General features: G+C 36.4%; 25 protein-coding genes. 14 read left to right on the forward strand and 11 right to left on the reverse strand.

Features of this window, described 5'->3' with window-relative positions; all coding sequences use genetic code 11:
* The first annotated feature begins 10 nt into the window (after window positions 1-10).
* The 8 genes from H4J57_RS08940 to H4J57_RS08975 all read left to right on the forward strand — a co-directional run bounded on the left by H4J57_RS08940 (window position 11) and on the right by H4J57_RS08975 (window position 5908).
* Window positions 11-913 carry a DUF350 domain-containing protein gene (locus H4J57_RS08940; protein WP_182216473.1) on the forward strand — a complete coding sequence of 301 codons (903 nt, stop codon included), beginning with the start codon at window positions 11-13 and terminating at the stop codon, window positions 911-913.
* Between the two features lie 117 nt (window positions 914-1030).
* Window positions 1031-2737: a polyamine aminopropyltransferase gene (locus tag H4J57_RS08945; RefSeq protein ID WP_182242552.1), complete on the forward strand. Its 1707-nt coding sequence runs from the start codon at window positions 1031-1033 to the stop codon at window positions 2735-2737.
* 135 nt (window positions 2738-2872) lie between these two features.
* On the forward strand, window positions 2873-3286 hold the full coding sequence (locus H4J57_RS08950; protein ID WP_070375922.1) for a YjfI family protein: 414 nt from the start codon (window positions 2873-2875) through the stop codon (window positions 3284-3286).
* A 23-nt stretch (window positions 3287-3309) separates the two neighbouring features.
* The gene (locus tag H4J57_RS08955) at window positions 3310-3999 is read left to right on the forward strand and encodes a PspA/IM30 family protein (protein ID WP_182242553.1); all 690 of its coding nucleotides are present in this window, start codon (window positions 3310-3312) and stop codon (window positions 3997-3999) included.
* Window positions 4000-4095: 96 nt separating this feature from the next.
* Window positions 4096-4734: a hypothetical protein gene (locus H4J57_RS08960; protein ID WP_182242554.1), complete on the forward strand. Its 639-nt coding sequence runs from the start codon at window positions 4096-4098 to the stop codon at window positions 4732-4734.
* Window positions 4735-4737: 3 nt separating this feature from the next.
* A complete protein-coding gene (locus H4J57_RS08965; RefSeq protein WP_182242555.1) occupies window positions 4738-5067 on the forward strand; it encodes a hypothetical protein in 330 nt (109 codons plus the stop codon).
* A 25-nt stretch (window positions 5068-5092) separates the two neighbouring features.
* Window positions 5093-5569 (forward strand): potassium channel family protein, encoded by a 477-nt coding sequence (locus tag H4J57_RS08970; RefSeq protein ID WP_182242556.1) that lies wholly within the window; start codon window positions 5093-5095, stop codon window positions 5567-5569.
* A gap of 78 nt (window positions 5570-5647) precedes the next feature.
* Complete coding sequence (locus tag H4J57_RS08975; RefSeq protein WP_182242557.1) at window positions 5648-5908, forward strand: LPP leucine zipper domain-containing protein; 261 nt, start codon at window positions 5648-5650, stop codon at window positions 5906-5908.
* A gap of 319 nt (window positions 5909-6227) precedes the next feature.
* On the opposite strand, the gene H4J57_RS20365 is transcribed toward H4J57_RS08975, so the two are convergent.
* Both H4J57_RS20365 and H4J57_RS08980 read right to left on the reverse strand, forming a co-directional pair.
* Window positions 6228-6431 (reverse strand): DEAD/DEAH box helicase family protein, encoded by a 204-nt coding sequence (locus H4J57_RS20365; RefSeq protein ID WP_409049407.1) that lies wholly within the window; start codon window positions 6429-6431, stop codon window positions 6228-6230.
* Between the two features lie 115 nt (window positions 6432-6546).
* Window positions 6547-7803 carry a hypothetical protein gene (locus H4J57_RS08980; protein WP_182242558.1) on the reverse strand — a complete coding sequence of 419 codons (1257 nt, stop codon included), beginning with the start codon at window positions 7801-7803 and terminating at the stop codon, window positions 6547-6549.
* Window positions 7804-8201: 398 nt separating this feature from the next.
* Here H4J57_RS08980 and H4J57_RS08985 point away from each other — a divergent pair, with 398 nt between their 5' ends.
* Window positions 8202-9389, forward strand: coding sequence for a lipopolysaccharide assembly protein LapB (locus H4J57_RS08985; protein WP_182242559.1), 1188 nt, complete (start codon window positions 8202-8204; stop codon window positions 9387-9389).
* Between the two features lie 45 nt (window positions 9390-9434).
* Here the strand turns inward: H4J57_RS08985 and H4J57_RS08990 are convergent, their stop codons facing one another.
* The 5 genes from H4J57_RS08990 to H4J57_RS09010 all read right to left on the reverse strand — a co-directional run bounded on the left by H4J57_RS08990 (window position 9435) and on the right by H4J57_RS09010 (window position 16716).
* On the reverse strand, window positions 9435-10703 hold the full coding sequence (locus H4J57_RS08990; protein WP_259366827.1) for a PAS domain-containing sensor histidine kinase: 1269 nt from the start codon (window positions 10701-10703) through the stop codon (window positions 9435-9437).
* A 61-nt stretch (window positions 10704-10764) separates the two neighbouring features.
* On the reverse strand, window positions 10765-12165 hold the full coding sequence (locus tag H4J57_RS08995; RefSeq protein WP_182242561.1) for a sigma-54 dependent transcriptional regulator: 1401 nt from the start codon (window positions 12163-12165) through the stop codon (window positions 10765-10767).
* A 76-nt stretch (window positions 12166-12241) separates the two neighbouring features.
* Window positions 12242-14665: an FtsX-like permease family protein gene (locus tag H4J57_RS09000; RefSeq protein WP_182242562.1), complete on the reverse strand. Its 2424-nt coding sequence runs from the start codon at window positions 14663-14665 to the stop codon at window positions 12242-12244.
* Between the two features lie 8 nt (window positions 14666-14673).
* Window positions 14674-15408 carry an ABC transporter ATP-binding protein gene (locus H4J57_RS09005; RefSeq protein ID WP_182221856.1) on the reverse strand — a complete coding sequence of 245 codons (735 nt, stop codon included), beginning with the start codon at window positions 15406-15408 and terminating at the stop codon, window positions 14674-14676.
* 51 nt (window positions 15409-15459) lie between these two features.
* The gene (locus H4J57_RS09010; RefSeq protein ID WP_182216442.1) at window positions 15460-16716 is read right to left on the reverse strand and encodes an efflux RND transporter periplasmic adaptor subunit; all 1257 of its coding nucleotides are present in this window, start codon (window positions 16714-16716) and stop codon (window positions 15460-15462) included.
* Between the two features lie 329 nt (window positions 16717-17045).
* On the opposite strand from H4J57_RS09010, the gene H4J57_RS09015 reads away from it, so the two are divergent.
* Entirely contained in the window at window positions 17046-17720 is a 675-nt protein-coding gene (locus tag H4J57_RS09015; protein ID WP_182242563.1) for an alpha/beta hydrolase, read from the forward strand.
* 308 nt (window positions 17721-18028) lie between these two features.
* On the opposite strand, the gene H4J57_RS09020 is transcribed toward H4J57_RS09015, so the two are convergent.
* Complete coding sequence (locus H4J57_RS09020) at window positions 18029-19237, reverse strand: lytic murein transglycosylase (protein WP_182242564.1); 1209 nt, start codon at window positions 19235-19237, stop codon at window positions 18029-18031.
* 152 nt (window positions 19238-19389) lie between these two features.
* On the opposite strand from H4J57_RS09020, the gene H4J57_RS09025 reads away from it, so the two are divergent.
* Together H4J57_RS09025 and H4J57_RS09030 are read left to right on the forward strand one after the other, a co-directional pair.
* Entirely contained in the window at window positions 19390-19716 is a 327-nt protein-coding gene (locus tag H4J57_RS09025; RefSeq protein WP_070375914.1) for a DUF6172 family protein, read from the forward strand.
* Window positions 19717-19740: 24 nt separating this feature from the next.
* A complete protein-coding gene (locus H4J57_RS09030) occupies window positions 19741-20598 on the forward strand; it encodes a PA4780 family RIO1-like protein kinase (protein WP_182221863.1) in 858 nt (285 codons plus the stop codon).
* A gap of 10 nt (window positions 20599-20608) precedes the next feature.
* Here H4J57_RS09030 and H4J57_RS09035 read toward each other — a convergent pair whose 3' ends face one another.
* From H4J57_RS09035 to H4J57_RS09045, 3 genes are all read right to left on the reverse strand, one after another.
* A complete protein-coding gene (locus tag H4J57_RS09035; RefSeq protein WP_182216669.1) occupies window positions 20609-21385 on the reverse strand; it encodes a pseudouridine synthase in 777 nt (258 codons plus the stop codon).
* A gap of 88 nt (window positions 21386-21473) precedes the next feature.
* Window positions 21474-21851 carry a hypothetical protein gene (locus H4J57_RS09040; RefSeq protein ID WP_070377181.1) on the reverse strand — a complete coding sequence of 126 codons (378 nt, stop codon included), beginning with the start codon at window positions 21849-21851 and terminating at the stop codon, window positions 21474-21476.
* A 107-nt stretch (window positions 21852-21958) separates the two neighbouring features.
* Window positions 21959-22315, reverse strand: coding sequence for a hypothetical protein (locus tag H4J57_RS09045; protein ID WP_182242565.1), 357 nt, complete (start codon window positions 22313-22315; stop codon window positions 21959-21961).
* Between the two features lie 365 nt (window positions 22316-22680).
* On the opposite strand from H4J57_RS09045, the gene H4J57_RS09050 reads away from it, so the two are divergent.
* Together H4J57_RS09050 and H4J57_RS09055 are read left to right on the forward strand one after the other, a co-directional pair.
* Window positions 22681-24168 (forward strand): HAMP domain-containing sensor histidine kinase, encoded by a 1488-nt coding sequence (locus H4J57_RS09050; RefSeq protein WP_182242566.1) that lies wholly within the window; start codon window positions 22681-22683, stop codon window positions 24166-24168.
* Window positions 24168-24755 (forward strand): hypothetical protein, encoded by a 588-nt coding sequence (locus H4J57_RS09055; RefSeq protein ID WP_182242567.1) that lies wholly within the window; start codon window positions 24168-24170, stop codon window positions 24753-24755. The genes H4J57_RS09050 and H4J57_RS09055 overlap by 1 nt, the downstream gene beginning before the upstream one ends.
* Window position 24756 lies beyond the last annotated feature (1 nt).

The following is a 24756-nucleotide window of genomic DNA, read 5'->3' on the forward strand; positions in this document are numbered from 1 at the left end:
AGGAATTAACATGAATACATTTTTTGAAATTACTGCCCTAAATCAAGATTTATTAATTTACTTAGTTATTGATATTTCTATTGCGATTGTTTTATTAGGTGCAATGCGTTTTATTTCAGGTTTATCGGCTAAAGTTAACTCTACGCAAGAGTTAGCACAAAAAGATAACTTTGCTTTTGGCATCAGTGTCGCAGGGAGTGTTGCCGCCTTAGGTATTGTTCTTACAGGTGCAATCAGTGGTGAAAATGCGCCAAGCTACTGGATGGAATTTGTTGGCATGTTCGCTTATGGCACATTAGGCTTGATACTGATAAAAATTGGACGTGTTATCCATGATAAATTATCACTGCAACACATCAATAAAACACAAGAGATTCTCAATGAAAATTTAACCATAGGTATTGTTGATGCTGCAGGTGCGATTGCGACGGCTATCATCATTCGCGCGGTTTTACTTTGGGTGCATGGTTTAGACGTTGATACCTTTATTGCCATCATTGCCGGCTTTATTATCTCTCAAGCTATTTTATTATTAGTTACCCGCTTAAAAGAGCGCCAATACGCAAAAAATAATCAAGGCGATTGCTTACAAGAAGCATTTACACGTGGACAAACCGCAATTGCTATACGTTATGCTGGCCAATTAATTAGTACCGCTTTAGCCGTTACCGCAGCCAGTCACTTTCTTACGTACTCACCTGAAACTTTATTTTATAATTTAATCTCTTGGTTTGTATTTGCGGTCGTGATGACTCTATTAGTCGCAATATTAACAGCCATTGCCAAACGTATTGTACTGTGGGGAATTAATTTAGTTGAAGAAGTTGATCAACAACAAAATATAGGCGTTGCTTGTGTTGAAATGGCAACGAGTATTTCAATTGCCCTCATTTTAACCGCATTGATGTCATAACCTTCCCCTCTTTTACCAAAAAAGCTTTAAGGGCATAAGCACTTAAAGCTTTTTTATCTTCAGGAAGAACAGTATTACCCATTGACCTTATTTGATGGTGCTAGGTACTTTATAACTATGAATAAAAAACAATTATTTTGGAACGATACACTGCTTATTTTAACCATGGCCGTTTTAGCTGGTTGTGGTTTAATCTATGAATACCTTTTATCCCATTATGCTGGTCGTGTCTTAGGCGCAATGGAAAGTACTATTTATGCCATGATAGGCTTGATGATTGTCGCCATGGGTTTGGGTGCTTTTGCCGCACGCAAGATCACTTGTGCATTCAAAGGTTTTGTTTGGTTAGAGCTTACCATAGCGTTTTTAGGTTGCAGCTCAATTTTAATTATTGGCGGCTTAATAGCACTCACTCAAACGTTTCCGCAGGTATTAGCAGACACCTTTAATTTGCCACCCGACTCTATGCCCCAGGGTGGATTTTTAAAACAACTATCGCAGCTCGCTTTTAATAGTCCCTATTTTTTTGGTTTCATCTTAGGTTTTTTCATTGGTATGGAAATTCCCCTTATCGCACGTATTAGAGAATCAATTCACCAAAAACATTTAAAAAATAACCTAGGCACTATTTATGGCGCCGATTATGTTGGGGCGGGTATTGGTGCTGCAATTTGGGTTATTTTTTTATTATCCATTGATATCAGTAAAGCCAGTGCGTTAACTGCTGCCTTAAACTTAATTGTCGGTGGTATTTTTATCTTTCATTTTTGGGATAAACTCACCTGGCGAAAAACCTTAGTTTCACTTCATATTTTATTATTGATCGCCATTGGCGTTATTTATCAGTCTGGTAATAGCTGGTTAAATCAAATGAGTAACTTGCTCTATTTAGATAAAGTTGTTTATACCGATAAGACCCGCTATCAACAACTCAACTTTACCCAACGACATATGGGAGCAGAGCAGCCAAGTGTGATTAATTTTTATCTTAATGGCCGTTTACAATTTTCGTCTGCTGATGAGTTTATTTATCACAGTTATTTAGTCAGTCCTGTTATGGCTGGTTCTGCTAGACATGACAATATATTAATCATTGGCGGTGGTGATGGATTAGCATTACGTGATGTCTTGCAGTGGTCGCCCAAAAAAGTCACCTTAATTGATTTAGACGCCGAATTGATGCAAATATTTTTGGATCCTACCGAAAAGTTATCACCGTCGTTGGCGGCTCAGCTTAATCAGTTAACGCAGAAAAGTTTACAAGACCCTAGGGTAAAAATTATTAATGAAGATGCCTTTTTAGCGATTGATACCTTGTTAAAACAACAGCAAACCTTTGATAGCATCATTGTTGACCTACCTGATCCTAGCCACCCTGATTTAAATAAACTTTATTCTGTTAATTTTTATGCGCGCTTAAATCAGTTGCTCGCGGGTGACGGCTTAATTGGCATACAATCGGCAAGTCCATATCATGCCAAAGATGCTTTTATTGCGATTGGAAAAACAGTAAAAGCGGCTAAATTCGCTCACGTTCAGCAATATCACGATAATGTGCCAAGCTTTGGCGAATGGGGTTGGACGATAGCATCAAAACGTGGTGCTAGCCCCCTTAACCGTTTACAGTCTTTAGAAAAATTACCGATTGAACATCATTGGCTAACACTACCTATGGTGATTAATTCATTCGAGTTTTCGAAAAGCTTTTATAAGAACCAAGCAGATGTTCCTATTAACTATTTAGGTAGCCATAATATTTATCAATTACATCAAAAAGCATGGCGCGATCAACAAGGTTTGAACAATGCTTATTTACAAGAATGACAAATAAATAACAAATAATGCAAATCGGCTCTTGACATATTATGTCAAAGTGCTAAATTTACCTCAACGACATAATATGTCTGAGAGATATTTACTTTTAGATTTATTAACGAAAAATACAGACTAAGGAATCACATGAATATTCATAAAATTGCTGATCACTTAAATAGCTTAGCGGACAATTCTGAAACCGGGATGGTTTTTGATTGTCAGCCTATTTCAGGCGAAGTGGACGTTTTACAAATTACTGTTATCGACCGTGAAGAATTACCAATTTTTGTTTCTGTAACCGATGATCAAATACTATGTATCACCTACTTATGGGGCGTAGAAGAAGTAAAACCTGAATACCTTCAAGACATGCACGTAAGCATGTTAGAAATGAATATTCCGATGCCTTTATCATCATTTTCAAAAATTGGTGATAAATACGTAATTTTTGGTGCCCTATCTATTAATTCATCTTTTCATGATATTGAACACGAATTAGGCGTTTTAAGTAATAACGCGATGGAAATTATAGATGATATGGGCGAGTACCTAATTTAATTAACCACCCTAAGGAAAAAACTATGAGTATTTTTAAAAAGATAATGACCGCAATTCGAGGTGGCGCTTCAGAAGTTGGAGAATCAATTGTTGATTCAAACGCTACCCGCATTTTTGAACAAGAGATTCGTGATTCAGAAAATCACTTAACTAAAGCTAAACGTGACCTTACTGGTGTTATGGCTCAACAAATGTCATCAAGCCGTGAAGTTGACCGTTTAAAGCGCGAAGTAATTGAACATGAAGGCTATGCAGTACAAGCCCTTGAAAAAGGTGATGAAACGTTAGCATTAGCTGTTGCTGAAAAAATTTCTCACTTGGAAAATGATCTAGCATCTCAACAACAAGCACTTGATAGTTTTTCAGGTAGTGCTAATCGTTTAAAAGAACTAGTGAAGAAAAGTGAGCGCCAAGTAGGTGAATATAAACGTCAACTTTCTATGGTTAAAACAACAGAAAGTGTTCAAAAAGCAACATCGGCAATCACAGATAACTTTTCATCAAGTAATTCTAAGCTGTTAAATGCTAAAGATTCTTTAGAACGTATTAAAGCTAAACAGCAGAAGTTTGATGATCAAATGAAAGCTGCAGAAGTGTTAGAATCTGAAAACTCAGATAATTCATTAGCTGCTCAACTTAAGCAAGCCGGTATTGGTGGCACAGATAATAGTGCGAATTCAGTATTAGATCGTTTAAAAGCTAAACAAAAGTAACACACATGCTCGTTAGCCATTATTGACTAACGAATACCGTTTTAACCGCCTAGCTGTTTTCCTCCCAACAACTAGGCGGATTTTTGGGATCTGAATATGAGTTTTCTAAAGCGACTATTTAAAAAGAAAGAAGACGAACGCCAAGTTAACTCAGCTGAAGAGTTAAAGATTAAAGATATTATTGTGCTGACCGACAGTTTCGCCTTACCTGAGTCCTTACGTAAACAACAGTTTCAAGTATCAGCCATTAACTGCTACGAATTTGAAAATAACACACAAACTGAATGGGTTTTACAAGGTGCGAACAACCTTGAACTTTACTTAACCATCGAAAGTGATGATAAAACTTACCTTAAATTTGCCCTTAAAATTCAGCACCAAGATATCGAATCACTGTTCGATTTAGATGAGTTTGCCACAATATTTGATGAACCTGGCCAAGCCTTTCTAGAGAGAAAGTCAGATTCTTTATTAACGTCAGGCTGGAGCAGTCCACAATACCAGCAACAAGTTTTTGCAAAAGTAGGTTATTTTCACCGCAGAGATAATCGTAGTGAAAGTTTAAGCGCCTATGAAGGAAATGAAGCAGGCGAGCAATTTGAACTTTATAGCTTACTTGATGAAGAGCAATCGCGCGGTATTGATATTGAAGTATGGCAAGATGGTGATACCGACTTATTTATTACGTTATACCGTCCAACTTCTGATATTATCGATATTTTCCCGGGGAGCTAATTTGTGAGCAGAAAATTACCTGAAAAATGGCAATCTTCAATTCAAGCAGTCAAGGCGGTGCAAGTTGCTTTTGATATGGATGAAAAAATTCAATTAGCAATTCGTACTCAAGCATTACATGCCGGTCTGAGTCCATCAGACCAAATTCGTGATATTCTTGGCCTACCAACGAATAAAAGACCTAAACGACCTCGTTTAACCGTAAGTTTAGGACAAGATGATTACCAAATATTAGCCTTAAAATACGGCCTTTCTCCTGAACAACAACTTGAAATAAAGCGTAAATTAATGGATGATTTAATTCTACATGTTACGCAAAACAATAATAATTAACTGCAAAAATGAAATTATACACATTATGATGATGCGCCATAAACTTAAACATTACACTATCGATGAATTTGGTATTAAGAATTATAAATCTCGATATATATTAATCTTAACAATATTGACACTCTATTTGATTATGGCTGGAGCAGCGAAACTGTTACTGCATTTCGAATTACCCGCACCTACAGCCAATATTAAAACATATAATGATGCTTTCTGGGCGCTACAAGTGAGCTCTAGTACCATAGGTTATGGTGATTACTATCCTGTAACTACAGGTGGCAGGGTCGTTGTTATGTGTATGTTCTATATTGGTGTTGGATTAATGAGTTTTATTGGCGCGCAGTTTATTAATCGTTTTTTTGGATTTTCTAACACAGACGTTAAAAATAGAGAGTTGCGCCGACAAAATAAAGAAATACTTGATCATAATAAGCAACTCGAAGTGAAAATTGATTTATTAGCCAATAAAATTGAAGAAGTTATTCACAAATCAGCCAAGTAAATATTAATAAATAATGTGTAATAAATTTATTATATTATGCCATACTTGTCTTTTAAATATAATAAAAGGGAAAACACTATGTTAATTAAAACTATTGCTCTAGCAGCACTTATCATGACAGCAACAGGCTGTGCTAACACTGACGCTTTAGAAGCAAGTGTAAGTAGCCTAAACCAAAAGGTTGATACACTAACTAATAAAGTTAATGCCTTAACGGATGAAGTTGCCGATGTAAAAAGTCAGCAAACAATGAATACAGAATCAATAGAAGGTGTTAAAACATCTGTTGCTAATGCTAATGAACGCATGGATAACATTGCTTCTAGCTACAAAAAATAACGGTTAGACCATAGGTCTATTAAATAAAACACGAGATTGATTATATCAGCCTCGTGTTTTTTATGCCTGCTATTTTCGTATCAACAAACTATGACTATTAGCGTGCAAGGATACAGAAATGCCTAGAAAGACAGGATGTCTGAGAAAGACCATCCTGAACATAAAAAGCCAGTTACCTTTCAGTAACCGGCTTTCAATTTTTGCTGATTCATATCAACATATAGCAGCACTTAACTAGCTACTTTTTCTTTTACCTAAAAAGCTTGGGCAAGTTCAACTAATTTCAAAGCTAAATGGGGGTCTATCCCTGGTTCTTTACTCAAGAAACAGTATAAAGGCGCTTATTGAGTTTTTCTGCCATATGGGCAATGAAACGCGTTTTACCACAACCTGTTGGCACTTTAATTAATACGGGTAATTGATGGTGATAGGCATATTCAAATAAGGAGACTTCATTCTTTTGTTCTTGATAATATAAAGAATCGTCAGTTTTGGTCGAAGGTTTAAGATTAACGGTGTTGATAAAAACTCAAAGGCGTAATTTAACTTAACGTTAAAATACGCCCTAAATGAGTTAGCTGCAAATTTGAATGGACCTTAGTTGATTCCGATCAATTGAGCATGAAAATAGCGATTAATTAGCCAAAAATTGCGCGCATTAAACCGATAGCTTGCTCAACACTTTTACCATTTTTAACCTGAATAATAATTGAGTCACGTTTACCCTGCAAGTACGCAGGAAGATCTTCTGAGGTAAGCGCTTTGTCCACTAATATTTCAGCTGACTCTTTACTACGTTTTTTAGGCGTCGCCTTTGACTTCGACTTCGCTTTATTAAGCATTTTTTCACGTAATTTAATGTAGTTTGAATTTGGTGCTAAATCAGCATCAGCAAATAAAAACAAATCAATTAATACCGCACGATTTTTCCAAAGAATAAGTTCACGATTTTCTTTGTTGCCAGTAGCTTCATCTTGAGAGCTTTCTTCGCCCTCATTTGCATCACTGTTTGCTTCAACTATCTCTGGTTGTGCTTGATGCCACCATGCGAAAGTACGCATAGTACCAATCATGTCATGCCAGTAAGATGAAAAATCTGTATTTTTTAATTTAGCAATCGATAAGCCTTGGCAAAGAATATCAATTTTATTGTTATTTAATGCAATAAATTGATCCGGTCTGCGCATCGCTAACAGACGGGTAGCTACCGCTAAAGGTGCTTTTTCGCCTTGGGCTTTTGTTTGGGTATATTCTTTAAAAATTTGTTGGAAGTCATTCACAAAGCTTTGGTAGTTTGCATGACTTACTTCTCCAGTTAAAGGTATGTGCGCTAATGCTGCATCAAACTTTTCTGGCGACTGCTCAAGTAAGGTATGAAAAACTTTTGCGCCTTTAGTGCCCGCAAACCATTCAACATCAAAATTATAAATGCTGTAGTCATGCTGAGTTGTGTGCTTACCAGAAAAAGCTAAACGGTCTTCAACAATTAAGTCTGCTAAAGGTTGTTGGCGAATTTCGTCAAGATAATTCAATAAACGTAAACGTTCATCTAAAGCATGAATCGTGCTTTGTTGTTCAATAAAACTGGCAAATATAGGCCAAGGAGCAATTCTAGCCATTTTAAACTGACTAAGCGTAAAGCCAGCTTCAAGAATATCTTGTAGCTTCTTAAGCGGTAAAAGTTGCTCATCTTCTAAAAGATCCTTATTAAGTTCTTCACGACATAGTCGGGCCAACTCGCCACACCAGCCCAGAAAATCATCTGGACGATGTGTCACTTTAACCGCCATTAAATTTAGGCTCAATGGCGTGACATATTTAAGGGCATTTTGATAAACCTGATTTTCAGCATCAGACAAGGGCATATTAACAGGTGAAGATAACAACTTTCTCATGAAACTATATAAACTCCGTATAAGGAATTATCACTAATAATACGGTTAAGCATAGATTAGAAATAATATAAAAAAAGCGTGAAAAATCCACGTTTTTATTAGGTATTGCAATTAAGTGTATCGATTATAGCAAATGAGGAGTGTTTTGTTGATTTAATCTGCGAAAAAAAACGCTAGCCAACTTTAATCTTTATGCATCTACACCACCCAACTTATAATTAGCATAGATAAAGCATAGCGTGTAGTTAAACGGAACGATAAAAGTGACGTGTAATGATTAGTTTTCAACAACACTTTATTATAAGTTATTATTCTGTTAATTTAAGTACAGAGCTCTTCGTAGTTAAGTTATCCCGTGGCAAGACGAGATAAACATACCCGAATGTTAAGGATGACAAATGCATCGCATAAAAATAATTTTACTTTTGATATTATCTTTTGTTTTTTCAGCCTGTTCAACTAAATCTATAGATGGCTCAAAATCTGATATTAAACAACACATCAATATCCCTATTAATTACAATTTATTTGAACAAACAAAAATAGCGCCATTAAATGAGCAAGAGCTGTTTTACCTAACGCAAGACCAACAGAAAAAGGTAAAAATAGATTTTGAGAAAAAAGTAGCTACGGGCTATGAACCTCACCAAGCACTCTATCAGATACTTAACGAAAACATGGCCAATTTTACCTATTATGGTGAAACATATAATGCCACTACCGTAATGCGTCTTAATAAAGGTAACTGTATGAGTTTGGCCATTTTAACAACTGCTTATGCTAAGCTTTTGGGGTTGGATTTCTCATATCGTAATGTGTATACATTACCAATTTTTTCTAAAAAAGAAGATGTTATTTTGTCATCTTCGCATGTACAAACAGTAATTTATGATCCCTCTTTTGTTGCTGATGATAACTTTTTCTATTTTTCTCCCTCCGGTATAACCATCGATTACTTCCCAAATAAAAATAATCGTAGAGGAGGAACGTTTTCTTATAATACCTTTGTCGCTATGTATTATAAGAATATTGCTGCTGACGCTTTAGCTGATAAAGATTTAGCGAAATCCTTTATGTATGCTAATACCGCCTATAAATATGACACTAAAAATATCGAAACAATTAATTTATTAGCCGTTATTCACCGCAGGGCTGGCGATGTAAAAACGGCAGAAGCAATCTACAAAATAGGTATAGGTAGAGGAAAACCAAACATAGCACTATTAAGTAATTATATTATGCTACTTAAGTCTCAACAGCGAATGGAAGAAGTGAGTTTTCTGCAAAGTAAGATGGAAGAATTAGACGACCCTAGCCCCTATAAATCGTTAACTCAGGCTTATGTCGCAACACAAAACAATGATATTAAACAAGCAGAAAGACACTTTAAAAAAGCATTGAAGAAAGCGCCCTATTTAAACCAAGCCTATATGGAACTATACCGTATTTACATCAAGCAACAAAAAATGGAGATGGCCCAAGCTATGTTAGTTAAAGCACTGGAGTGGACCTATGAGCTTGATGAAAAAAAGCTCTATAAGCAGAAGCTCTATAATATTAACCAAAGCATTGCTAGAAATATCTAAACGGTAATATTGGTAAATATCGAGTGTAGTTGATAATTTATCGTATCAACCTTTAGGTAGCGATATGACAGCTTCAACCCCTGCGACATTTTCTCTGTTTTTTAAGGATAAAAGTCCATCATGATTAAATAATATTTGTTTGCATAACGTTAAGCCAATACCACTGCCTTGTGGTTTTGTCGTATAGAAAGGGACAAATAAGTTATTTTTGTTAGCTATCCCGCTACCTGAATCACAGACGTGAATGTGAAAATATTTATCATCCTCATGACAAAACACTTCAATAATTTTATCTGTGCTACGAGTTATCTGCATGGCTTCTTTAGCGTTTTTAAAGACATTTATAAAGACTTGCTCAAGCTGAGCTTTATCTGCGTAAATATTTACCTGCTCTAAATCAATAGAATTTTCTGGAAATAGAATACGACAATCATTAAAGAGCGCAATACAATGGCTAATAAAACCTTGCAAGGCAAATCTACTTTTATTGGGTTCAGGCAAGTGAGAAAGCTGACTATAGCTGGCAATAAAGGAACTAAGCGAACTTGCTCGTTCGTTAATAATATCAACCCCCGTTAATAAAGACTCGCGATTTAAGGCTTTCTGCCCATCTTGTAATTTAGAACTTATCGATTGGCTAATACTAGAGATAGGTGTTAAAGAATTGTTCATTTCATGACTCAAAACACGCAATAAACTTTGCCAAGATTTTCGTTCTTTTTCTAATAATAATCGTTGTGCTGAGGTGATTAAAAAGAGTTGATGTTGCTTGCCTTCACTTAAAAAGTATTCTTTAAAAAGGAAGTGTTCACCGCTAAGCTGGGGTTGTTCAAAATCAATAATACCGCTTTGTGCTTCACTAATAACTTTCCCTATCACTAGGCTTGTCAGCAATAAATGAGCGTGTTGAGACATATCTATTTGTAATAATTTTTGGGCCGAATCATTTGCCAATACAATCCGACCTTGTTCATCAACCGCTAAAACCATTGCATCCATTTGTTGCATTATTCGCTCAAGTAACTGCCGACTCTCTTTCGCTTCAATTTTACTTAATGCCAGTGTGTCTGCGAGGTTATTAACGAGAGTGAGTAGTTCTTGAAAAGCCTTATTTTCTTGCTCTCGGCCACGTAAACTATAATCGCCATCAATCATTGATTCCAAAATATTGGCCAAGGTTCTTATTTGTTGCTGAGAACGTTGCTCAGAAATGACAACAATAAAAACAGCAATTAACGCCAAAATAATAAGTATAAAAGCAATTAAATAAGCAGACACATTGGCTATATAAAGTGCTACGGTTGTTATAAGCAAACAAGGCAAGCACAAAAACAGAGCTAGCAAGCTATGATCATTTTTTTGTTTTCGTTGTTGATTAGTCAAGGCCGTGTTTACCCATACGACGATAAAAGCCACTGCGACTTAACCCTAAAGATTTGGCCGTTTCTGTGGCGTTACCTCGATGATGTTTCAAACGGCCGATCATTGATATTTTTTCTATTTCATTTAAAGATAATGACGAATAATTAGCGAGTTTATCACCTCTATTCTCATCAAGTTCACTTGCTGAAGGATGAATATCCTCAAGTAATAAATCTCGTCCACCTATCACCGATTTTTTACAGGTAAAAAGTAGTTTTTCCATAAGATGACTTAGCTCACGAATATTACCCGGCCAAGTATACTGTTGTAACTTTTTAACAGCATCCGATGATAACTCAGGGGCGATAATATTATATTTAGCACTAAAGCGTTGTAAAAAATAATGGGCTAAAGGCTCAATATCTTCAATACGTTCGTGCAATGAAGGTATACGTAGTTGAATGGTATTTAAACGGTAAAATAAATCTTGTCTAAATTGCTGTTCACTAATAGCTTTTGCCAAATCACAGTTGGTGGCTGAAATAATACGTACATCCGCGCTCAGTGATTTACTACTTCCGACTACTTCAAATTTTTTCTCCTCTAATACTCTTAATAACTTAGCTTGTTGAGCCATTGGGATATTGGCAAGTTCATCCAGAAATAACGTGCCTTGCTCCGCCATTTCAAAACGGCCAACCCTGTTTTCTTTAGCGTCTGTAAATGCCCCTTTTAAATGACCAAACATTTCGCTTTCAAATAAGCTTTCTGGAATAGCGCCCATATTTACTGGAACGAAAGAATTTTCAGCTCGCGATGACTGTTGATGCACATAAGAAGCAAGCATACTTTTCCCCGTGCCATTGTCACCGGTAAGTAAGATACTCATATCACTTTTTGCGAGTTCTTCTAACGATGACAACAATGTTTTCATTACGGGTGATTGCGCAATAATGCCATTATTTTTAGGAAACGACTGTGAGCGGAGTAGTTTATTTTCTTGATTGAGTCGGTTGAGCTTTTTATCGATACTGGCTAATTTCAATTGCGTATTAATAGCGCTTAGCATACGTTCATTGTTCCACGGTTTCTGGATGAAATCTTTTGCGCCGGCCCGCATAGCATCAACTGCAATATCAATAGTTGCCCAGCCGGTCATAACAATAATAGGCAGAGTTTCGTCAAACTGTTGAATAGCCTCAACTAACTGTAACCCTTCACCACCAGAAGTGGTGTCTTGTTGAAAATTCATGTCAATTAAAACGAGATCTACACTTTCACGCTTTAAATTTTCCAAAACAGCTTCTGGCGTGGTCATCGCTAAAATATCAAAATTCTCTTCTGATAACATATATTTTAAGCTGGCAATAATATTGAGGTCATCATCAGCAATTAAGATTTTATTATTTTTCACAGTATTATAGTTACACCATTAATTAATATTAGTCTATCGCCCTAACATTAAGGGCGATAGCTTTTCTTCCTTCGTCTTATTCGTAACGAAGAGCTGAGCTTGGTTCCATTTTAACTGCTTTGGTCGTTGGTGCATATATCGCTAACATTACAATAGCAGACAATCCGATAACTACCGTTACTGCAAGAACCACATATAAATACGTTGGAAATATACCTTCCGACATTTTATTAAAACCAAAGGCAATTAATACAAAAATGATTAAGGCTAAACCTAATCCTTTAATTAATTGTTTCGCACCTTGTTTCATAAACATATTCACAATACTTTTATCGGTAGCACCCACTGCGCGTCTAATACCAACTTCATGAGTACGTTGTGCCACCGAATTAGCGGTTAAACCATAAATGCCAACCAGTGCTAACATTAGGGCAAAGAAGCCGGTACCAAAAGTGATATTAGACGTTAATTGCATTACATCACGCATCATACCTCTATTTTTCTCTGCCGGTTCAACCGCATAAAAGAGATCAATATTTCGATCTATTTTATACAAGGCTTGATAAAATATTTCTTCACTATTAATTAATTCGCCTTCTATTAGGTAAAAAAAGTTTTGAAAAGCCGTCATAAATTGTAAACCTGAAGTATAAACTTCATCAGCGCTATCAAGCTTACCGAGCATGGTTTTGGGATTCATGCGATTTGTTACAACGCCTACTATAAATAGCTTTTCGTTTTTTTCATCTATCTTAAGTTGAAAGCTTTTACCAATGACAGATTCTCCAGGCCAGTATCGGCTCGCCATTGATTGACTAATCAAAGCGACTTTACGATTACCTTCTTTGTCTTGATGATTTAAGAAACGCCCATCAACCAAGTTAACACCAATAGTATCTGTTTTCCCTATCACACTTAGCGTATCAACAGATGGCTTACTTTTTTCATCGGTGTAATCAATTCCCTCAAGTGTTAGGGGAAAATTTCCAAGCCAGTTGTTCATAACGACACCCGCAACGCGAGGGTGACTTTTGATGTCTGTCATTAGGTTTTGATAAAAAGCAATTTGCTGTTGTGGTTCTGCATACTTATTTTCAGGTAGGCTGAGCCTAGCTCTCATCACATTAGTGTAATCATCTCCCGTTTCTAAATTAACCAGTTTATTGGATATATACCCTGACATCGAACCAATAAGCATTAATATCGCGACAAGAAATACTTGAGTCGTCACTAAGAATCTTGATAAACGACCTGCTTTTTTACCTTGTGCGCCTCGAGTTCCATCACGTAATGTTGTATTAATGTCTTGATTGGCAGAGCGCCAAGCGGGTAAAAATGAGGATAAAAAAATTGTCACTATAGTAAAGGCGGCCGCCATTAATAGTGTTTCTTTGTCCATACCCCAACGCCACCAAAATACTAGCGTTTTGGAGTTCCATGAATGCAATATAATATCGGTGTAATGTAAAGCTGCACCTACAAGTAAAACCGACAAAACGCCACCTAATAAGGTAATAATAACGCCTTCCCACATTAACTGACTAACTAAACGAGTGTTTGATGCGCCTAATGCTGCTCGTATCGCGGTTTCTTTTTGACGTTCTATAGCCCGAGCAAGTAAAAGATTTCCAACATTAATACACGCAAGTAATAGGATCATCCCAGCGATCACATTTAAAAAGGTAAAAATTACCGTACCTTCCCCTCCCATTTGCGCAAAAGGAAATGACCAGAAACGTACTGACTTATCACCTTTTTCTAAATCGTATTGTGTAGCATTTTGTTGATAAATCGTATTAATTTGCTGGCTTAAGGCTTGTTCAGCTTTAGCTCTACTGATATCAGGTTTAATACGACCGTAAAGATGAACATGATTAGGATTGTTCGCTGTCTTTTTTATGAGTGATTGTTCTATCGGCAGCCAAATATGACTCGAACCAGGAAAAAGATACCCATGGGGCATAACACCAACAATTTCGGTAACAATATCATTCACAATAATAGTCTTACCAATAATGTCTTTGCTAGATGAATAATCACTCGCCCAAATCTGAGTGCTGATAACTGCAACTGGAGAAGCACCTGCTTCTATATCTGCAGCTTGCAATGTTCGTCCTAGCGCTGCTTTTGTACCACTGAAATCAAAAAATCCTTGGTCAACATAAGTCCCGTAAACATTCTTTCCACTATCTTCAAAAGACAATCTAAAATCTTGTTTATCATAAATACCAAATTCACTGAGTACTGTTTGTTTTTCCTTTATCATAAAGAATTCATAGGAAGTCCATAACTGAAATTCACCATTAAATTCTGCATTAACCGACAGCATGCTTTCGCCGTTAGGTAAGTCTAAGTCTTTATGCATGGTTGAATACAAAAATGAAAAGGTGAATAAGCTGATGGAAAGCCCCCCAACAAGAACAGCTAAAGTCATCGCAGTGAACTTAGGCGACTTAAAAAGTAATCTAAAGGCATATTTGATATCAATAAATGTAGACATGTATCCTCCTAACCTACCGCTAATGTAGGTGCTGGCATTGAATCTGCATTGTTTTTTATGTTGATATTATCGGCAATTAAACGGCCATCAAACATCTCTAAACAGCGGTCTGCTCTTTTTGCAGAAGAAGGATCGTGTGTCACCATGCATATTGTCGCTCCTTCTTGGTGAAGTTTATCAAGCAAGGCTAATACAGCTTCAGCATTTCTTGAATCTAAATTACCGGTTGGTTCATCAGCAAGAATAATTGCGGGGTCGTTAACTAAAGCACGAGCTACAGCGACTCGCTGTTGTTGACCACCAGAAAGCTGTGATGGGAAATGATCTTTTCGGTGAGACATTTCAACTTTTTCTAATACCTGCTGTACTTTGCCCTCTATTTCACTTTTTGATAAACCTTTTTGATACGTTAACGGTAGCATCACATTTTCAAAAACCGTCAAATCGGAAATCAAGTTAAATGACTGAAAGACAAAACCAATTTGTTCACTGCGAATTTTTGCTCGTTGATCTCTTGATAATGATGAAACATCAACACCATCTAGTTCATAAGTGCCATGGGTTGGAGAATCAAGTAAACCTAAAAGTGATAATAATGTAGATTTACCACAGCCAGACTGTCCACTTAATGAAATATACTCACCCTTTTTAATCGTTAAATTAACAGTATCAATAGCGCGTGTTTCGATTTCTTCAGTCAAAAACCTTTTACTGATTTCTTTCAATTCGATTAATGTGCTCATTTTTATTTCCTTTAATTTGTCTGTTACTCTTATCTTCATAAATAATTATTATTAGTTAATCATCACTTCTTGATGCTCTTGCCAACTCGTTGTATCGGAAATAATAATTTCATCTCCAACGTCTAAACCAGAAAGTATTTGAATTTGGTTGACTGAACTCTGCCCTAACTTCACCTTTTGTTTTTGAGCAAATTTTTTATCATTAATCAATTTATATAAACCTGCATCACTATAACGAGGGGCAAATACCGGACGTTGGACATAAAGTGTATCCGCAATATCACTTACCTCAATTAAACCATCTACCGTTAAATCAGGTCGGGCATCATTAGGTAATTCACTATTTAGCTGCACATCAATTTGAACCATGCCAGTATTTACTGCCGGGTCAATACGAATAACTTTACCAAAAATTTTATTACTTCTCGTATCAACAACAACGGCTTGACCTAATGCAATATCACTCACTTTATTTTCTTGTACTTGAAGCTCAGCAAACAACGAACGTTGATCCGCAATCAAAGCGACACTACCACCAACTTGAACTTGCTCTCCTAACGCAAGAGAAACCTGCTGAACCACCCCATTAGTTGTCGCTTTTACGGCTAAAGCATCGACTTGATCTCTAATACGCTGATAGTTATTTTCAACTAAGCCCAATCGTGCTTGTTGAGCAGTTTTAGAGGCAAGTAAACTCGCTTTCATTTTTTCAACTTTTTGCATTTGTGATAGCCAGTATTGATTTTGTTGCTTAACGGCCAGTTGGCTATGCTGATAATCAAGCGCTGATACGGTGGCATTTTTTTGCGCGATTAATTGTGTTTCAGCATCAAGTTTTAACTTGCTGATTTGGTAACTATAGTCAGCTTCAACGACTGAATTTTCTAAATCAAGCAATTGAGATTCAAGCGCAATATAAGCAGCATAATTTTCTGCTTTTTTTGCTTCGTATTCCCAACGGGCTTTTTCTAATTCACGGTGTAATTCAGGGTTAGAAAGTTGCATCAGCATCTGCCCTTTAATGACATGAGCGCCTGCTTTTACAAAGGCTTGTTCAACACGACCAGAAACTTGTGCTGAAACCCAACGAATATAGACTGGTTTTAAAACCCCTGTTGCGCGAACATTCACTTGAAAACGACCTTGTTCAACAACAGCGGTCACTAATTCATTTTGTTTAACAATAAAAGAAGCATCGCCCATCACACTTTTTAATTTATACGTTGCAAAAGCTAACATCAGTACAACGGGTACATACCAGTACTTACGCCACAAAGGTATTATTTTTTTTTCTCGTTGGATATCCATACTCTGATGATTTCATTTTATTAAGTAATAATTAAGTAAGGTAATACAAGGGACATGCCAACTTCAAAAAAATACGTAAGCAGCTGTTATTTAATAACAAAAAAAATCAATCAATTGCTTTAGCATTAAACTGTGTCGAAAACGACACAAAGTAAAAATTAAGATGTGGCATTTATGGAACAAGCTAAAACGCGACCCCATCAAAAAATAAATCCTACTGTGAATAGGTCTTCAATTTTTGGTATATTTACTCTTTTATATAGATTTTTAATATTAACTCAAGCTGTTATCATAGAGTAAATTTCAATTTATTAAGATAAGTAAAGTAGATGTCAATAAAACACTTAGCGCGCGTTACGGTAGAACCAAAATCAACAGCCACATCATGTGTTATTTGGCTACATGGACTTGGCGATTCAGGCGATGGCTTTGCGCCGATTGTTCCTGTATTAAATTTACCAAAAAATCATGCTATTCGTTTTATTTTTCCGCATGCTCCTGAGCAAGCGGTAACAATTAACCAAGGCTATGTGATGCGTTCTTGGTACGATATAAAAAGTATGGACTTGCATAATCGAGCTGATATGGCTGGCGTACTTGAATCTGAACAAGCCATTCACGCGCTTATTCAACAGCAGATAGATTCTGGTATTGCTGCCAATAAAATAGTACTAGCAGGTTTTAGCCAAGGTGGCGTTATTAGCTTATTTACCGGTCTTAGGTACCCAAAAGCCTTAGCGGGCATTATGGCTTTGTCATGTTACCTACCAACCGCAGATAAATTGCCCGACAACTGTCACATCGCCAATAAGCAAACGCCTATTTTGCAAAACCATGGTGATCAAGATGACGTAGTACCAATGAGCTCGGGGAAAATGGCCAATCAACTATTGATTGATGCTGGATATAATACAAAATGGCAATCTTATCGCATGCCTCACAGCGTATTACCGGAACAGCTTAGCGATATTTCAGCTTGGTTAGTAAATACCTTATTAAAGTAATCAACATTATTAAGCTATAAATTAACTCAATAAAAATAAAGCCGGCATATTGTCGGTTTTATTCATTTAGGTCAGGTAGGCAATAACGCGTTAGTTATTAACGAACAATTCATTTAACCAACAAAAGAAAAATTACATTAAAGACATTACTGAGCATAGACAGCCTCAGTAATATCAACCTACTTGCACTTCCCTTTTCTTCGCGCCATCTTTTCAATTGGCGCATATAAGCGTCTTTATAGGACTTAACCAGAAAGTACTCACTCAATTATATAGCCATAAATATCTTATCTAAGAGATAAATAGAGTTATCCTTGAATACCTGCTTTTATTAATACCGCACTATTGGGGAAACCGTCGGCGATTAAATCATGTTGTAATTGATATAAACGAATAGCTTTACGACTTTTTGGTCCCCAAATACCATCAGGTTTTCCAACGTCAAAACCTAACGTATTAAGCTTTTCCTGAAGCGCTTGTAGTTCAGCAGGCTTGTATAATACGTCCTTATCTTGAGCACTGACCTTTAAGCCGCTAGCCCCTTGAATACGGTTAGCTAACAAGCCAACAGAAAGCGCATAATTCTCAGACAAATTCCACTTCATAATAACATTAAAATTAGGGTAGACTAAAAATGCAGGTCCACCAGCGCCAGCAGGTAAGACTAACTCAGCATCTATTTTATAATCAGATAAAGCAGTACCATTAGCACGTGTTACGCCTAAAGCTTTAAAGGTTGCTAAGGGATAGAACTGATCAAACTCGACTTGTTGAAAAGCAAAGTTTTTTGGCAGCTGTACTTGACGACCCCAACGCTCTTTTTCTATCCAGCCAATGCTATTTAAGTAATTAGCCGCACTCGTTAACGCATCGGCCTCACTTTGCCAAACATCTACTTTACCGTCATCATCGCCGTCTAATGCATACTTTCTCAATGCTGAAGGCATAAACTGCATATGCCCCATGGCTCCGGCCCAAGAACCAGCGAGTTGCTTGGTGGTGACCGTTTTATTATCGATCAAATGAAACAGATCAAATAATTCAGCGGTAAAGTATTCACTACGTCGCTCATCACAGGCCAATGTGGCTAAAGAGTTTAACACCGACATTTTCCCTTTGTTTCTACCAAAGTTAGTTTCTAAGCCCCAAAAAGACACTAAGTACTGTGCAGGAATGCCGTATTTTTTAGACAATTTGTCAAATAGTTCTTTATGCTCAGCTAATTTCTTTCTACCGGTTTGGATGTGATAATTAGTTAAGCGTAATTTTAAATAATCAGCAAAGCTTTGACTAAATTCAGGTTGGCGTTGATCGAGCTCAATCACGCGTTTTATCGGCGCAAGCGCTGGAATAATATCATTAACAATATAGCCTGAATAACCAGCAGATTCGGCCTTGACCTGCAAATTATTGATACATTGAGTGAAATTGTTATTACCCGAAGCATTCACTACTAAGGGCAATGTTGTTAATGAAACAAAAACTAACTGGGAGAAACGTTTAATAACGGATGACATAACAGAAAAACCTTATAAAAAATTGAATAAAACATCGAAAAATATAACCAAGTTCACTTTAGCAAATACTAACTGTCGCACCCAAGGAAAAATTAACGTAAAATGCAGATCATATGTAACAAATTCTCTTAACAATATCATTTAGGAACGTCATGAAAAAAACATTCAACATCACTCACCCAAAAATTAAAGTTGCTCGCTTATTTGAAGGTGTAAAACATGATGTGAAAAAATACATAAAAAGAGAAAGAAACAAAAAGCTGCCTGCTGGCGTTGATTTTTGGGATTTTGACTCTAAATATGGTATCACCGAAGCAGACGCAGAAGTTGTACACTTATCTGCACTTAATAAACATATCGACGAAGCTGAAAAGCTTGGCTTAACTTCATTCTATGTAGAGATCGTCGTAAAAGAAGGTTTCCGTTCAGTAAAACCGCTTGGTGAAGACGAAGACTTCGACGAACTTGACGAAGAATAACTTCAAAGCCGATTTAATTAAATAATGAAAATACCTAAAAGACTACAACCCCTGGTTGACGATGGACTGGTTGACGAAGTAATCAGTCAATTAATGAGTGGCAAAGAAGCAACTGTATATATGGTACGTTGTGGCGATGATATTCGCTGTGCCAAAGTATATAAAGAAGCCAATAAACGCAGTTTCAAAAAAGCCGCTCAATACCAAGAAGGTCGAAAAAGCCGTAATAGCCGTCGCGCACGCGCGATGGAAAAAGGCTCAAAGTATGGCAGAAAACAACAAGAAGATGCTTGGCAGAATGCCGAAGTTGAAGCCCTTTATACATTAGCTGCTGCTGGTGTACGAGTGCCTCAGCCATTTGGTTGTTTTGAAAGTGTGCTGTTAATGGAACTGATCACCGACGGTGAAGGCGATGTTGCACCGCGCTTAAATGACATAATATTGCCACGTGAACACGCCATTGAAGACCACCTTATCATGATGAATTATGTAAAGATCATGCTTTGCGAGGGTATCATTCATGGTGATTTATCAGAATTTAATGTCCTAGTTGACGAATACGGTCCTGTTATTATTGACTTACCACAGGCTGTAGATGCCTCAGCCAACAATAATGCCAAAAGCATGTTACTGCGCGATGTTGAAAATATTACTGATTATTATGCTCAATTTGCCCCAGAATTAGCAAAAAGTAAATATGCTCAAGAAATGTGGGCCTTATATGAAAAAGCAGAATTAACACCAGAAACCGAGTTAACGGGCCTATTTAAGGAAGACACAAAATCGGCTGATGTTGATACAATATTAGAAGAAATAAAAGCAGCATTTGCTGAAGAACAGGAACGATTAGAGCGTATTAGTGATGCTGATGAGTTAGATTAATCTATTATTATCAGTTAGTAACAGTCGTTGTAAAAATACCAAGTACTTCATCATCCGTTAAAAATCGACTTTGACCTACAGGTAGATTTTCATCCAAGAATAAGTTTCCGATGGCTTGTCGATGCAAGCCTATAACGGGATTACGAAACCGACCAAACATCCGCTTAATTTGGTGATAACGCCCTTCAATTAACTTAACTTCAGCAATATATTGATTAGTTTGTTGGCCTACAGTATTACTGATAATTGTTAATTTTGCTGGCTTAGTGGTGATATTTTCAAATTCAAAATACATCCCTTGTGCAAAAGCTGACTGATAGTCATCTGTTAACGGGTTTTGTAAAGTGACTTGATAGCACTTTTCTACTTTATGCTCTGGGGACATAAGTCGTTCAGACCAACGACTGTCGTTGGTCAGTAACAGTAACCCGGAAGTATTTAAATCGAGTCGACCAACAATATGTAAGTTGTCTTTTTCTTCGTTACCACTGTCGCTAAATAAGTTTTGCTCGACAAGTAGGTCTATGACCGTTTTGTGTTGTTTATCTATCGTTGCACTGACTACACCAATAGGTTTATTAAGCATTATATAGAGCGCACGATTATCTTGTAAAATGTGACCATCTAGAGTGATTTTTGAGAACTTATCAATTCGTTGGCCAATATCATCTGCAATAATGGTATCTACCGCTATACGCTTTTTCGCTAACATTAAGCGCACAGCTCTGCGACTAACGCTGCAATTTTCACTAATGAAACGGTCGAGACGAGCAGTACTTAATGACATAAATAGGCATTCATTTTATCTGGGGATTAAGAATTATTGATATTTTAGCCGCTTTTGATTCGAAAAATAACGCAAACCTGCAGATAAGTTAACGAACCAGTTTAAGTATTGTTGTCTGCTTAACCGCTTCAGCTTCAACTTTAATCGGTTTAATATCAACACGTTCAGCAATGAGTTTGTTATTTTTAAAGCGATCGAAATGAGCTTGTTTAACTTGCATTTGCTGACAAAATTTATGGAAAGCTGCGTAATCTTTTCGATTAAATTTTTCATTCTCTCGTGTTAACAAACCATCTATGTAGGCGTTATCTCCATTTACTGTTAAATTGGCGATCGCCGTGTAGGGTTTACCATATTCATCTACACGTATAGCTCGTACGGTTTTTATTTCAAAAATCCAATCATCAACTTGTACAAATCGAGGCATTGATTCTATAGGGACACCGTCAGTGGGTTTATTGCTCATAATAGTTTTCGACTGCGTATTAACTAATAAAAATTCCAACTGTTTATTATCTACAGTTGGAAATTAGGGACTATAATTCTAGAGAGATATGGCTTATTTTTCAACCATTAATTGTTAATTTTTACAGCCGCAAGGTAGGTTTTTAGCTCGCTAGCACTGATTTCAGCGTCAGCATTTTTATCGATGTCTTTAAAATGCTTAACTAATTTTTCATCTTTGCTCGCAATAACTTCTGCTTCATTAAGCAAACCATTTTTATCTTCATCGAACTGAGTCAGTATGGCCGGTGTACTTTTTGCTACATTGTCTACCGACAACATTTTAGTTGCCACAGGTTTAGTTGCTGCTTGATCAGCAATAGGAATATCTAGGCTTGCAACTTTATCTCCTGCGTTGACAAAATACGAAGCTAAGGCACAAGTACCAACAAGTAGAGTCACTTTTGTTAAGCTAATAGAATTCATTTTAATTCCTTTATTTATAGAGTTCATCGGGTTATTTTAATGATTGTAATAATATCATTAACGACATTGCAGGAATCGAACCAAAAATATAAAGCACTGATTTAATTCAATTAATGATAAAACCAAAATAACTAAGCTGCCTAAAGTGTCGCCATTAAGCAACAGATAAAACAGCCAAAAAAAAAGTAAAAAAACAAAATCGTTAATAATTCAGAAAATAACCGATGTAAAACAGTGACTAACTTATAAAAGTCATAACAAAAAACATTCTAGTATCATCTAAAGTACTGTCTCAAATAAGCGACACGCTTGTTTTTTATCTTAATAAAACTAAAATACACTCCTGATTAATACTTGTGATATCTATGAAAAAACTTAGCTTGTCCGAACTTTTTGCAATAAATTTGTATTCGATTAGAAAACTAAGCATTTTAGGTTTTACTTTTGTTGCGTTTCCGCTAGTCATAGCGTTAATTTATAGCGCAAATCAAGTCACTGAGCTTTCTCAACAAAGTACATCGGCTATCTTTAATGTTGCTGAACTCGTTAAAACAAACCGTCAAATTAACTTTACCTTAGCTAAAATGGAACGCAGTGCTGGGCAATTTATCATTCTAAAAGATCAAGATTTATTGAGTGCTTATTTAAAAGACGAACAAGTTATCTTAAAAGCAATGGCAAGTAATAACCTCTTTAAAAGCAACCCAAGCTTACGCTTGCTCAGTACAGAGTTTTCTCAAACGATTGAGTACCTGCATAGCTACTTAACGCGGCACCCTCTAGAAGAATCGTCATTAACATCGTTACAAGAACAATTTACCCAACTAGTTTCGATACGAAAAACAATAGCCGAACAAAGTAATAACTTACTCATTTTACAAGTAGAACAGGTTAAAGATTCTGCCAACGGTGTTAGACACGATATGCTAAAAAGCTTACTTATCATTCCCTTTACTTTACTTATCGCCGCAATTTTTATCTATTTAATCACTAAACCGCTCAAGCAGTTACTCAGTAAAATACATCATTTAGCATTAGGAGACTTTGAAAAAAAGGTCACTTTACATGGCTCACCTGAGATGACAGAAATTGCTGACGCCTTGGAAGTGATGCGTAAGCGCTTGCATGCTCTGGAATTACAAAAATCGAGTTTTATTCGTCATATTTCCCATGAACTAAAAACGCCACTTGCCGCCATTAGAGAGGGAACAGAATTACTGTACGATAACAGTGTTGGTGAGTTAAACGCTGAGCAGCAAGAAATATCTAACATTATCCGTAGCAGTGTTACCCGCTTGCAACGTTTAATTGAAGACTTACTTGACTTTAATATTGTGCTCGACTCAACCAGTTTACAAGATACTGAAATTGTTGATTTATCATTGTTAGTTACTCAGGTATTACAGCAAAGAACTTTAGATATTAAACAGAAAAACTTAACCATTGACTATAAAAACCACGCAATACAACTCAAGGTCAATGCCAAACAATTAAGTGTTATTTTAGATAACCTCTTATCCAATGCGATAAAGTACTCGCACGACAATAATGTTATTAACATTAACTGTTCACTTGATAATAGTCTGTTGTCGATAACCGTTATTGACCAAGGTCGCGGAATAGCCAGTAGCCAAAAAGAAAAAATATTTGATGCTTTTTATCAAGGAACACCGGCAAAGAATGCCAAAATAAAAGGTAGTGGTTTAGGTTTAACCATAGTAAAGGAGTTACTGATGCGCTTAAATGGCACCATTAATATAGCCAGTAACACAGGTAAAAATAGTGGCACTGCCATGACAATAACCTTGCCTAATGCTTTTCTAACAAAAAAAATGAGTGGAGTATCAGTGTAATGTTATATTTATTTTATAGAATACTCACTGTTAGTTTTTTACTGTTATTACTGCCCGTGTTAACGGGTTGTCAGTTACTAAACAGCGACAATAAAAGCCATCACATTAACAGTGGCCCCCTTGATTATACAGAATATTATTTGTCTTTAGTCGAGTTAAACCAAGCACAAATTGCCGATAAAATACACCAACATCAATTAGTCTCGTTAGCCAAGAGCATGTTAATCAAACAAGATAAAAATAACAGTGCTGAAACTATTGAATGGCAATTAAAATCAGCACTATTTTTTGCTCTACCTCATTCACCGGTTCACAATCCGTTCACCGCAAAAAGTAAATTAAATCAGCTGTCGCTTATTACCCTGAGTAAAAACAATCTAAGCCAAAGCGACTTTGCCTTTTTTAGTATGTTAAAAACACAACTCAATCAGCAGATATTACAACTGAATGAACTATCGCAAGAAAAAAAGGCGCGACAGCTCATTAAGCAAGCCTATCAATATCAACAACAACAATTAGAAGTGTTAAAGCAGCAAATAAATCAGCTGAGAAAAATAGAACATAATATTAATGAGCATGGGCAGTAAA

The organism is Colwellia sp. BRX8-7 (genome assembly GCF_014077275.1).
In the GTDB taxonomy this organism is placed as follows: domain Bacteria; phylum Pseudomonadota; class Gammaproteobacteria; order Enterobacterales; family Alteromonadaceae; genus Colwellia_A.

Coding starts and splice junctions, on each gene's coding strand:
- H4J57_RS09015 (WP_182242563.1), top strand. CDS start 17,046: ATGTCAATAAAACACTTAGCGCGCGTTACGGTAGAACCAAAATCAACA.
- H4J57_RS08975 (WP_182242557.1), top strand. CDS start 5,648: ATGTTAATTAAAACTATTGCTCTAGCAGCACTTATCATGACAGCAACA.
- H4J57_RS08950 (WP_070375922.1), top strand. CDS start 2,873: ATGAATATTCATAAAATTGCTGATCACTTAAATAGCTTAGCGGACAAT.
- H4J57_RS09010 (WP_182216442.1), bottom strand. CDS start 16,716: ATGGATATCCAACGAGAAAAAAAAATAATACCTTTGTGGCGTAAGTAC.
- H4J57_RS09045 (WP_182242565.1), bottom strand. CDS start 22,315: ATGAATTCTATTAGCTTAACAAAAGTGACTCTACTTGTTGGTACTTGT.
- H4J57_RS09050 (WP_182242566.1), top strand. CDS start 22,681: ATGAAAAAACTTAGCTTGTCCGAACTTTTTGCAATAAATTTGTATTCG.
- H4J57_RS09030 (WP_182221863.1), top strand. CDS start 19,741: ATGAAAATACCTAAAAGACTACAACCCCTGGTTGACGATGGACTGGTT.
- H4J57_RS08985 (WP_182242559.1), top strand. CDS start 8,202: ATGCATCGCATAAAAATAATTTTACTTTTGATATTATCTTTTGTTTTT.
- H4J57_RS08955 (WP_182242553.1), top strand. CDS start 3,310: ATGAGTATTTTTAAAAAGATAATGACCGCAATTCGAGGTGGCGCTTCA.
- H4J57_RS08960 (WP_182242554.1), top strand. CDS start 4,096: ATGAGTTTTCTAAAGCGACTATTTAAAAAGAAAGAAGACGAACGCCAA.
- H4J57_RS09040 (WP_070377181.1), bottom strand. CDS start 21,851: ATGAGCAATAAACCCACTGACGGTGTCCCTATAGAATCAATGCCTCGA.
- H4J57_RS09055 (WP_182242567.1), top strand. CDS start 24,168: ATGTTATATTTATTTTATAGAATACTCACTGTTAGTTTTTTACTGTTA.
- H4J57_RS08945 (WP_182242552.1), top strand. CDS start 1,031: ATGAATAAAAAACAATTATTTTGGAACGATACACTGCTTATTTTAACC.
- H4J57_RS09000 (WP_182242562.1), bottom strand. CDS start 14,665: ATGTCTACATTTATTGATATCAAATATGCCTTTAGATTACTTTTTAAG.
- H4J57_RS08940 (WP_182216473.1), top strand. CDS start 11: ATGAATACATTTTTTGAAATTACTGCCCTAAATCAAGATTTATTAATT.
- H4J57_RS09025 (WP_070375914.1), top strand. CDS start 19,390: ATGAAAAAAACATTCAACATCACTCACCCAAAAATTAAAGTTGCTCGC.
- H4J57_RS08970 (WP_182242556.1), top strand. CDS start 5,093: ATGATGATGCGCCATAAACTTAAACATTACACTATCGATGAATTTGGT.
- H4J57_RS09035 (WP_182216669.1), bottom strand. CDS start 21,385: ATGTCATTAAGTACTGCTCGTCTCGACCGTTTCATTAGTGAAAATTGC.
- H4J57_RS08980 (WP_182242558.1), bottom strand. CDS start 7,803: ATGAGAAAGTTGTTATCTTCACCTGTTAATATGCCCTTGTCTGATGCT.
- H4J57_RS09005 (WP_182221856.1), bottom strand. CDS start 15,408: ATGAGCACATTAATCGAATTGAAAGAAATCAGTAAAAGGTTTTTGACT.
- H4J57_RS09020 (WP_182242564.1), bottom strand. CDS start 19,237: ATGTCATCCGTTATTAAACGTTTCTCCCAGTTAGTTTTTGTTTCATTA.